Origin of the sequence: Streptomyces cinereospinus (genome assembly GCF_042430725.1) — a bacterium.
Classification (GTDB): Bacteria; Actinomycetota; Actinomycetes; order Streptomycetales; family Streptomycetaceae; genus Streptomyces; species Streptomyces cinereospinus.
In genome coordinates this window covers 1-10,340 of record NZ_JBHMCY010000127.1, presented here as the reverse complement: position 1 = coordinate 10,340, position 10,340 = coordinate 1, and the positions used below count along the sequence as shown (strand labels likewise).

Genomic DNA, 10,340 nt, shown 5'->3' with positions numbered 1-10,340 from the left:
ATCAACGAGCCATGGGACGGGAAGCAACACCTTGATGATCTGCAAGCCCTTAGGGGCATGACCACCGGCCTTTCCGCAGGTCGAGAGGCTCTTCGTCATGTGGATGTGGCGATCGGTGCCGTGGGACGGCCGGGCGAGGACGACCAGAGGACGCACGTGATCGACGTCAGTGACATCGGCGCCCTCCTCGGCCTGGACGTCGGCAAGGGCGAACACCACGCCACCGCCGTCACCCCGGCCGGGAAGAAGGCTTTCGACAAGCGGCTGCCCAACAGCGAACCCAAGCTCCGCGAGGTCTTCGGGAAACTGCAAGCCAAGCACGGAACCGTGCTCGTCGTGGTCGACCAGCCGGCCTCCATCGGTTGGCACTACGAGGGCCGACGGTTCTCAGAACCGGAGGCGGGGCCGGAGCCGGATCGTGAGGTGGGGCGGCCCGGAAGGGCGGCCACGCCGAGGCACCTGGCCCGGCTGCTCAAGGCGCGCAACGCCGTCCCGCACGCCCTTCCGGACGACATCGTGGCACTACGGCCCCTCGGCGAGGGCACCCCGCTGTTCTGCGTCCACCCGGCAGGCGGCGAGGCCACCGGCTTCCGCCATCTCGCCCCCTGCCCCGAGTTTCGCGGCCCGTTGTACGCCCTCCAGACATCGGCGGGCGGTGCCGACCACGAGGACCGGAGCGTCGAGGCGCTGGCCGCCCGCTATCTGGCGGCCGTACGCGCGGTGGCGCCGACCGGCACGTATCTGCTGCTGGGTTGGTTTATGGGCGGGCTGGTGGCCTTCGAAATGGCCCGGCTGCTCGAACTGCAGGGCGAGCGCGTGGAGATGGTCTTCCTCGTCGAGAGCTGCCTCTCCGCACAGCTCCCGGAGTTCGACGAGGACGACGAGCGGGAGGAGCCGGGCCCCGTAGCGGCGGAAAAGGACATGAGCGCCGCCGAGTTGCTCCGGCTGGACCTCCGACGGCGCACCAACCGTGCTCATCTGCGGGCCGCCCGGGCCTACCGCCCGTGGCGGTACGCCGGCCCGGTCGCACTCGTCCAGGCCGGCAAACAGGACGGGGACCTCCGGCGCGCCGCGATCCGCTCCTGGCCCTGCGTCTGTGCCCCCGCCCGGCTGACCCACCACGTCCTGGAAGGAGACCACCTCACCCTGTTCGAGCCACCGTACGTCACCGAACTCGCCCGTCTGATCAACCGGACGACGCAGTAGTCCACCGAACGTCGGAGCTGGTTCTTCCAGATGTCACTGAGGTTTTCGTTAGTTCTGTGGTGCCCCCCTCCTCCCACACCCGCGCTCCCGGGCGGATCAGTTGCCTGAGTTTGCTTTACGAGGGTTTGTGTCCGACGACATGATGGTGTCCGCAAGAGCGACTGTGGCGTGGGCGAGCTGCTGCATGAGGCGGTGAGTGGCGGGCGAGGCGGCTTGACGGGCCAGGAATATACCTTCGAAACAGGCACTCACGAACTCGACGAGGCTCGCTGCTACGGCCTCGGCTTGTGAGCGGCCGAGGTCCTCAAATGCCTGCTCGAGGGCTGATCGCATGCCGTCTCTTGCCTGGGCGCGCATCCGTATGACAGCTTCGTTGACCGTACCAGCCGGCGAGTTGAGGATAAGGATGATCTGCAGGCGGACAAAATCGGGATTACGCTCCAAGGCTGTGATGCCCTGCTCGAAGATCGCCAATACTTTGTCGTAGTGGGAACCCTTTGCCGGGCTTTCCATCTTGGAGACCTCAGCGTGGAACGCGGCGTTCCCGCGTTCCATGACCGCCGTGAGAATGCCGACCTTCGACGAGAAGTGCCAGTAGATGGAACTCGCCGGCAGGCCGGCTTCCTTCGCAATGGCCGAGATGCTAGTACCCTCGTAACCACGTGCCGACATCAGCCGCGTAGCAACGTCGAGGATCATCTCCCTCGACCGCTCGCCCAACTCGACTCGCTTGTTCTTCGGCGAAGCATTGGTGGTCATGACCCTCATTATAGGCAGTGCCATCAACTCGACCGACAGGGGACTGAAGATTCCCCGGGATCTTGGACACCCGACGCTCACGCCACGAGTTTCGTTATTTCCTCTGCGACATCATGTCTCAGTCTCTGGGCGTCCACGATCTACCGTAGGGACGAGTTCACATCGATTGAGGGGCCACGGGAACCCCTGCTGAGATCGAACCGGAGAGCCAGGCTCGTCCCTCGTCGTACAGGCGCTCGACCGCTGCGCCGACGAGACCGGGTAGCTCTGCTTCGCCCTGGGCGACCTGCATACCGTTGGCGGTCTGCACGTAAGCGAGATACCGATACCCCACCGGAAACTTGGCCAGCAAGGTCTGGTCCAGCTCGACAGAGGCCGACGGGTCGACCGCCTGCAGTCGATCCTGTTCGTAGATCGGCTGTCGCCGCACGATCGCCCACACACCGTTTCGACGTTCCATGAAGTCGTAGAAGCGACCGGTGCAGACCACGTCGACCTCGACACCTTCGAGGTCGACGCGCTGTGTGATCGTCATCTTGGTCTGGCTCACGGCGCGCGTACCCGTCACTTCGACGGCGGTACCACCGAGAAAGTGACTGACCCGGACGCCGTTGGCGAAGCCTTGACGGCTCGCGTCGATGAAGTCTCGAGCGGAACCCTGGAACCAGGTTGCCGACATGTATCCGTCGTCGTGCCAGACCGAAGCGAACTTCTCCCAGGCCCCGGAGTCCCTCCATACCGCCCAGTTCTCGACCACCTGTCGAATCTCCAGGACGTCCCGGCTGTAGTCGCTCACCAGCGGATCTCCGTGCATCTTCATACTCGGGCATCCTTGGGTCCGTACGCGTCTGCGTCCAGCGAACGTTGCCACTCAGTGGCAGTTCGTCAACGGAGAAGGCGCGAGATGCCGAGAGCCGCGGTATGAACGGCGGGGGCGAGCCGCTCCAGGGAGGTGCCCGCCCTGGCGATGAGGCCGAGCGCCGCGACGACCTCGCCCGTGGTCCGATTGATGATGGGTGAGGCGACAGCCACCACGCCCAAGGCCATCTCCTGCCGGGCGAAGGCGACTCGGGACCGACGTACGTCCGTCAACGCGGCCGCCAGCCGTTCGGGCTCGACCAGCGTCAGCGGCGTCCGTCGCTCGAGCCCACGATCGATGGTGCGCTCGAGCACCTCTCGGGCGGAGAACGCGAGCAGCACCTTCCCCACACTCGAGGCGTGCAGTGGTACGAAGCTGCCGACCTTGGTGTCGCTCGGTACGGACGTGCGGCCGTAGACCTTCTCCACACAGAGCGCCGCAGTGCCGTCCAAGACCATCAGTTCGACGTTCTCGCGCGTGGCTTCGTACAGGTCGTTCATCGACGGGAAAGCCGCTTCCCGCAGGCCGCGTTGCTGAAGGGCGATCGAGCCGAGCTGCCACAACCGGATGCCGACGCGGTAGGTACCGTTCGGTAGACGCTCCAAGGCACCTTGTGCCACGAGTTCACCGATGAGGCGTCGGGTGGTCGACAGCGGCAGCCCCGAGCGATGGGACACCTCGGTGAGCGACTGAATGGGCCGTTCCGCGGCGAAGGTCTCGAGCACGGTGAAGACCCGGCCTGTCACCGTCGCCCCCGGTGTGGATGTACGCCCTGCCATGGGGGCACCTTAGCGCCGTTGCCGCCCAGTGGCAGTGGCTCGTTGTCACTGTGACCCGGTTCTCATACCTTCGACCGCGGCGACTTCGGAGAAGGACCGAATGATCCGTCGAGCAGGGAGCCTGCCATGACACGGCTTTCCACGCCGCCGACTTCGAATCGGGACCTGCGGGGCGACGAGGTGCTGCGATCCCCTACGAGCACCCGGCGCGCACGGCGGGACCCCGGTCCGGTCGTGTGCCGGTCCTGGGCGCGCCTTGACCGGCTCGGCCGCGTGGGCCGTGACCTTCCCGGACGGTCCGGGCCCACCTGTAACGAAAGGTCTCAGCTGCGATGAATGGCGCTTGAACCGGCCATCGAACCTGAGCGCCGGTGCATGGGCTCGAACCGGACGGCGCCCCGCCCTCGGAACGAGTGGCCCTGAGCCAGACGGCCTTCGAGGCCCAGTCCTACTGATGGGAAGACCAACGGTGAGCAGATGTCGGAACATGGTGTGCGCGGCACCGGCTGCGACGGTGACGGTCGCCGCGCCGACCGCCGGCGGCGCAGGCGAGCCAGACGGAGAGGTGGCATCGAGATCAGTGGGGTGGTACCGCGCCCGGGGCAGTGGAGGCGGGGTGTCACTTCGCGTGACGGTGAAATCACCGCTTCACCACCATCCGACCAGCTCACCGACGCGACGCGAAACAGGGAGGTTGATCTGCTGCGCGAGATGCATCAGGAGCGAGACCTGAGCCACTGGTTCATCTCCCACGATTCCGACGTCGTCCGTTACATCAGCTACCGGGTCGTCGTCCTCTGCCGTGGCCGTTTCACGGAGACCGGCAGCGCCGCCGCCGTCGCAGACGAACCCCTACGAGGTCTCCCTCGTCAGCGCTTCACCGGCCCCCGGCCCGGCCCGGCAGGCCGACCGTCGGGAGGTGCGCCGAAGAGCCCGGGAACAACCGCGGTCGAGGTGGGTGGACCGCCGGAGACCGGATGCCCGTTCGCCGGCCGGTGCCACCACGTCCCGAGCATCTGCGGCACCCGACCGCGTCTGGTCGACATCGGACGTGGACAGGTCGCCTGCCACATGTACGACTTCGACTGAGTCGGTTGAGACTGGGTGGCTGACAGTTTTCGCGTGGCGGCGACTCCGGTCACCGAAATCCCGTTCAGCACTTCTTTCTCCACAGTGAGTGTCCGGACGGTGGTGAGGGGTCACGTAAACACACGAATCCAGGCGGACGACGCCTCGTTCGTCATTCGTCTACCAGGCGCTGCCTTTATAAGGGCACGGCGTCTTATCGGCATGGAATGGAGTCCTCGAAGGCGGATTTGGTCTTCGTTCCCTTTGTACGTCACTAACAGGCTCAACTAGCCGACGGGCAACGTCAACGAATCGGCGTCGCGCATCCCGGCAAGCCCGGATCGGCGTACCCCCCCCGGCACCGCGAACTCCACGACCACGCCGAGATCGTCGACTGAGCCGAATCGCCGCATCCCGCAGCCGGCTCTCGTTCCGGGCGAACGACCTCTTCGAGCTGTCTTCAGAGGAGTCTGCGAGGCCACGGCGATTGTTGCAATAGCTGGGCGAGGCGCTGTGTGCGATCTCGAGGCGGCAGTCCGGCCGGTCGGCTTCTGTGCATGTCGGATGCCGACCCGATTCGTGCTCAGGACGCCGCGAATCAGCGCGCCGCGCTGCCTTTGTCCACGGTGCGTGAACCTCCTTGACAGCATCTGAAGCCGCACGTAACGTCAGGGAAACGGTTCCGTCATGAACGTTCCAGATAGATCAGGGCGAGTGGTCCTCGCAACTCAGCGACAGCCACCAGTGCGCCCATAGTCAGCTAGAGGCAGCAAGGAGACCTATTCATATGTCCGTCACTTTGGACCCCGATGCCACAGCGATGCCGGAGAGCATCTCGTGCGATGTCGCCATCGTCGGCTACGGCCCGGTCGGTATGGTTCTCAGCGGGCTGCTGGCACAGCGGGGATTCGATGTCGTCGTCGTGGAGCGCCACCACACGCTCTATCCGCTGGCGCGTGCCGGGCACCTCGACGGTGAGACGATGCGGGTGTTCCAGGAGTTGGGTGTCGCCAATGAGGTGGAACTGGTGGCCCAGCCGATGCTGATGTGGAATCTCGTCACACCCGAGATGGAGGTCCTCAGTACCATCCATATCGGTGAGGGTGGAGCGGGCTGGAAGGAGAGCTACCTCTCCTATCAGCCGGAGATCGACCGCATCCTGGACGCCCGTGTCCGGGAGCTCGGTGTCCGGGTCATCACCGGCGTCAACGCGGAGCGGGTCGACCAGAGTGAGGACCGGGCCTCGGTGACCTGTCGGTCGGTCGACGACAGGACCGCGGCGCCGACGGTCATCGACGCCGCCTTCGTGATCGGTGCCGACGGGGCGAACAGCTTCGTCCGTTCGGCGCTGGGGATCGAGCGTGCGGAGCTGGGTTACGCGCCGATGGACTCGTTGGTGATCGACTTCAAGCTCGATGATCCCGACCGTGAGCTGGAGCTCATGCCGGAGGTCATCCAGGTACTCGATCCCGAGCGCCCGCAGCTGGCCGGACGCTGGGAGGGGCGCAACTACATGCGCTTCGAGTTCATCCTCCACGACGGAGAGGATCCCGTCGAGTTCGCCCAGGAGGACAACTGCTGGAAGCTGCTCGAGATGTGGAACCTTTCCCCGGAGGACGGGCACATCGAACGGAACGTGGTGTACCGGTTCGAAGCCACCCTCGCTCCCCAGTGGCGGGAGGGGCGGGTTCTGTTCGCGGGGGACGCCGCGCACACCATGCCCCCCACGATGGGGCAGGGGATGTGCTCGGGCATCCGCGACGCGGCCAATCTCGTCTGGAAGCTCGACGCGGTCCTGCGTGGCGGGGCGGACCAGGCTCTGCTCGACACCTTCCAGAGTGAACGCAGCGCACATGTCCTGCGTCTGATCGAGATGTGTGTCGGTATGGGAGACATGTGGAACAGCCGGGACCCGGAGGAGGTCCACCGGCGTGACCAGATGCTGCGGATGGGCAACGTGCCTCCCGCTCCCGCTTTCCCCCGGCTCGGGACAGGTCTCGTCGTGCCCGAGTCCGATGAGAGCCTGCTCGTCGACGGTCGACCGTCGCCGCAGGCCCGCGTCGCCTACGACGGGCGCGTCGACCGGCTCGACGAGTTCGGGGCCGGCTGGAAGATCGTGTCGCGGCACGCCGTCGCCAAGGACCTCTTCACCGAGGTCCAGCTGAAGGCACTCAAGGAGCTCGACGTCGAGTTCGCCCACGTGTCCCGCGGCCCCGGCCCCGGCTACTACGTCGACCTGGACGGCGAGTACGACCTGTGGTTCCGCAAGCACGGTGTCCGCGCCTTCATCCAGCGCCCCGACAAGTACGTCTTCGGGGCGGTCGCGGAGCTGGACGAACTCCCCGCACTCGTCGACCGGCTCATCGGCTCGCTGACCGAGGCCGGCTGGACCTTCCGCACTGTCGACACCAGCTCCATCAAGGCACGACGCTCACCGGCCGCCGCCATCGGGAGCGACCCAGTGCGCGCGTCCCTGCCTTATCCCGGCGACGTCGACGTCAGGTACGCCGGCGATGCGGCGGTGGAGTTCTTCACCTCGTTCTTCACGGCCAAGACGAAGCGTCAGATCAACGAGACCCACGCCCACTTCCACCCGGACCAGACCTACTACGCCGACGCGACGCTCGGTTGGCAATTCAGGACCAACGCGGAACTGGAGGGCATGTGGAAGAAGTACATGCCGTTCTGGAGCAGGAGCGCCAGGTCGTACCCGGTCCAGATCATCGGTGACACCACGGCCGGCGCCGTTGTCATGATGATGGACAGCCCCGAGCTCTTCGGCGGCGAGATCCGTGCGATCGCGATCGTCGACTTCACCGACGGCAAGATCACGCGTTTCATCGATTACTGGGACGGCCGCGGATTCGGCGCGGCCGCGGTCGAGAAGCTGCGGCTGTCCGCCGAGCAGTTCCCCACGACGCTCAAGGCGGACTTGGTGGAGCCGAAACACTCCCCCGTGCTGGGGGCAGCGGTCGAGGGCCTGATGGCCGCCATCTCGTCGGGTGCCGGCCCGGAGCTGAAGGATCTGCTGGCCTACGACGTCACACTGGAGGACTTCGCCCTGCGGTCCAAGATCCGCGGCCGGGCCGCCGTCGCGCGCTATCTCGGGCGGGCCGCGGGCCGCCTGCCGTACCAGGGAGCCATGTTGAGCCACATCGTCGGCACCCAGCAGGGCGGGGGGTTCGAATGGACCGCCGACGGCACGGACGTCCCCCGCGGCGCGGCTGCTGTGACGCTCGACCACGACGGAAAGATCAACTCGCTCAGCTTCTGCTGGGACGGCTCCCTCATCGACGACCAGCAGATCAGCACGCTCGTCGCGCTCGCGGTCGAACCACGCCGCTAGCCGCGCCCCACCAGGCGCCTGGTGAGCCGAGAGTTCCTCTCGGCCGGGCATCGACCCGAGAGGCGCCGCGGTACCACAGCGGTTCCGCCTTCGGGCAGGCAAGGATCGCAAGACGCCGATCCCGCTCTTCAAGTGCCTGGTACTGATCCTTGAGGGTCATGGCGGTAAGACGTGGCCGCGTGAGTTGTTCGAGTGCTCCCGCGACCACGTCCCCCACGCGAAGGCCTTCGAGGTCCGCTGCATCGGGGCAGGACACGTCTGGTCGATGGAACGACCCGCACATGTCCCCCGGTGAGGCGGGAGCCGCAGGCCCAGGGGGACGCGTTCCGAGCCGGGCTCACCAGGTACCAGCAGTTGTCGATCCAGGCGCCGTACCGGGGTTCCACCGCACCGCCGCCAAGCACGACCGCAGGACGCGCCCCCGGCTTCCGCCTGCTGCGCGGCGTGGGATCACGCCGCTGACGTGAGGAGTAATGTGATGGACGAGGTCAGTTCGATCTCGCAACTCGTGCTGCGAGAACGCCAAGGGCGCGGTCTGGGGCTCTGGGACCAGCTGCGCGACTGTTACCACCCCGACTCGCACGTGACGACGAGCTGGTTCGATGGCACTGGCCCGGAGTTCGTGGAGGTGAGCGAGGCCGGGCACCTCCCCGGAAGGCGGGTGGTCAACCGGCTCAGCCCTCCGGTCGTCCAGCAGACGGACGATCGCGCCGTCGTCGAGCTCCCCTCCACGACCACGCATTGGTTCGTGATGGGCGAGGTCGAGGCACTCCTCACCTCGTACATGCGGCTGATCTACCGGGTGGAGCGGCGCGACGAGGTCTGGCGGATCGTCTCGCTGGGCGCCATCAACCAGGCCGACACCCTCGATCCGGCGGTACCCGGGGTGTCGCTGGACATCGACCAGGAGCTGCTCGGCACGTTCCGTTGGTCCTACCGCCACCTGTGTTACCGGGCAGCGCTCCAGAAGATGACGGTCCCCGACGACCTTCCCGGTGACGACCGACCCGAGGAAGCAGCCGCTTTCCTCCGGTCGATCTTCGCCTGGCTGGAGCGCTGACGCTGTCGGCCCAACGGCTTCCGGACCGCCGCCCTACTACATCGGGCCACCGCCCGCCCTCCAACCTCGGAGCACGACGATGACGAATATCAACACCCGCACCCAGCGCTTCACACACACGGTCCGCAGCACGGGCCCCGCTCAGGGCATGACCTTCTCCGGACGGGGCCGACTGGCGGACCAAGGGGCCGTCCGCCCTGACACTCCGCTGGTCATCGCCGTGCCCGGTGGCACCTACACCTCGGCCTACTTCGACGTAGCGGAGTACTCGCTGCTCGAGCGTGCCACGGCAGTCGGCGTGCCGGTGCTGGCGATCGACCGGCCGGGATACGGGGAAAGCACCCCGGTCGACCCGGGAGAGTCGATCATCCTGGCCAACGCCGAAGTCCTCGACCATCTGATCGGCGAACTGTGGGAGGAGCACGGAGCCGGCACGGCAGGCATCGTACTGATAGGCCACTCCATCGGCGGGGCCACTGTCAGTGCCCTCGCCGCGCGCGGACCCTCGTGGCCGCTGCTGGGCATCGCGATCTCGGGGTGCCTCCTCGAGGCACCTGCGGAGGCCGGAGAAGCGTGGGCCGCGTTGCCGGATCTGCCCGTGGTGGAGATGCCCCGCGAGACCAAGGACTTCGTCATGTTCGGGCCTGAGTGGACCTCTCACGAGGACATGCCGGCCGCCAGCCATGTCGCCGACTCCCCGGTCCCCAAAGCCGAGCTGCTGGACATCACCGGAGGGTGGATCGAGCGCGTGCGGTCGGTGGTCGCGAAGATCACGGTGCCGGTGCACTACCGGCAGGGCGAGTTCGACCGGTTGTGGATCACCGATGCCGCACAGGTCGCCGCCTTCTCGGAGGCCTTCGTGTCCGCCCCCTTCGTCGACGCCCGGCTGGTTGCGTCGTCCGGCCACTGCATCGACTTCCACCGCAGCAGCGCGTCGTTCCAGCTCGACCAACTGGCCTTCGCGCTGTCCTGCTGCATCACCCCGCCCGGACCGCCGTCAGCAGGCACTGCCTCATAACCCTTCCGGAGCCACCGGCGTCTCCTCGGCGGCGCGGGTCCGGCGGCGACTTGGTCCGGCAGGTCTCCGGCGTACCGGGCGTGCAGCTGCTCACGCAGCCGACTCCCCTCTCGCGCCTCTGCTCGTCCCCCGGAGGTGATGGCCCTCCCGGCGGCGAATGCCTTCACGGCGGCGACGGCCGAGGGCGTCGCGCCCCGCCGGACGTCGACACCCGGCTCGGCGCGCGGCTCGCCGAGCTGCGCGCC

General features: G+C 66.9%; 7 protein-coding genes and 1 pseudogene. 5 read left to right on the top strand and 3 right to left on the bottom strand.

Going from position 1 to position 10,340, the window contains the following annotated elements:
• Positions 1-156 precede the first annotated feature (156 nt).
• Positions 157-363 (top strand): annotated as a pseudogene (locus tag ACFF45_RS34545) (IS110 family transposase); the annotation flags it as partial.
• Positions 337-1,206, top strand: coding sequence for a thioesterase domain-containing protein (locus ACFF45_RS34540; RefSeq protein ID WP_381350958.1), 870 nt, complete (start codon positions 337-339; stop codon positions 1,204-1,206). The pseudogene ACFF45_RS34545 and the gene ACFF45_RS34540, both read left to right, overlap by 27 nt.
• A gap of 96 nt (positions 1,207-1,302) precedes the next feature.
• On the opposite strand, the gene ACFF45_RS34535 is transcribed toward ACFF45_RS34540, so the two are convergent.
• The 3 genes from ACFF45_RS34535 to ACFF45_RS34525 all read right to left on the bottom strand — a co-directional run bounded on the left by ACFF45_RS34535 (position 1,303) and on the right by ACFF45_RS34525 (position 3,603).
• Positions 1,303-1,965, bottom strand: coding sequence for a TetR/AcrR family transcriptional regulator (locus ACFF45_RS34535; RefSeq protein WP_381350957.1), 663 nt, complete (start codon positions 1,963-1,965; stop codon positions 1,303-1,305).
• Between the two features lie 157 nt (positions 1,966-2,122).
• Entirely contained in the window at positions 2,123-2,785 is a 663-nt protein-coding gene (locus ACFF45_RS34530) for a nuclear transport factor 2 family protein (protein WP_381350956.1), read from the bottom strand.
• A gap of 65 nt (positions 2,786-2,850) precedes the next feature.
• On the bottom strand, positions 2,851-3,603 hold the full coding sequence (locus ACFF45_RS34525; RefSeq protein ID WP_381350955.1) for an IclR family transcriptional regulator: 753 nt from the start codon (positions 3,601-3,603) through the stop codon (positions 2,851-2,853).
• A 1,855-nt stretch (positions 3,604-5,458) separates the two neighbouring features.
• Between ACFF45_RS34525 and ACFF45_RS34520 the strand changes: the two genes are divergently transcribed.
• From ACFF45_RS34520 to ACFF45_RS34510, 3 genes are all read left to right on the top strand, one after another.
• Positions 5,459-8,017, top strand: coding sequence for a bifunctional 3-(3-hydroxy-phenyl)propionate/3-hydroxycinnamic acid hydroxylase (locus ACFF45_RS34520; RefSeq protein WP_381350954.1), 2,559 nt, complete (start codon positions 5,459-5,461; stop codon positions 8,015-8,017).
• Positions 8,018-8,495: 478 nt separating this feature from the next.
• On the top strand, positions 8,496-9,077 hold the full coding sequence (locus tag ACFF45_RS34515) for a nuclear transport factor 2 family protein (RefSeq protein WP_381350953.1): 582 nt from the start codon (positions 8,496-8,498) through the stop codon (positions 9,075-9,077).
• A gap of 79 nt (positions 9,078-9,156) precedes the next feature.
• Positions 9,157-10,095 (top strand): alpha/beta hydrolase, encoded by a 939-nt coding sequence (locus ACFF45_RS34510; RefSeq protein ID WP_381350951.1) that lies wholly within the window; start codon positions 9,157-9,159, stop codon positions 10,093-10,095.
• Positions 10,096-10,340 lie beyond the last annotated feature (245 nt).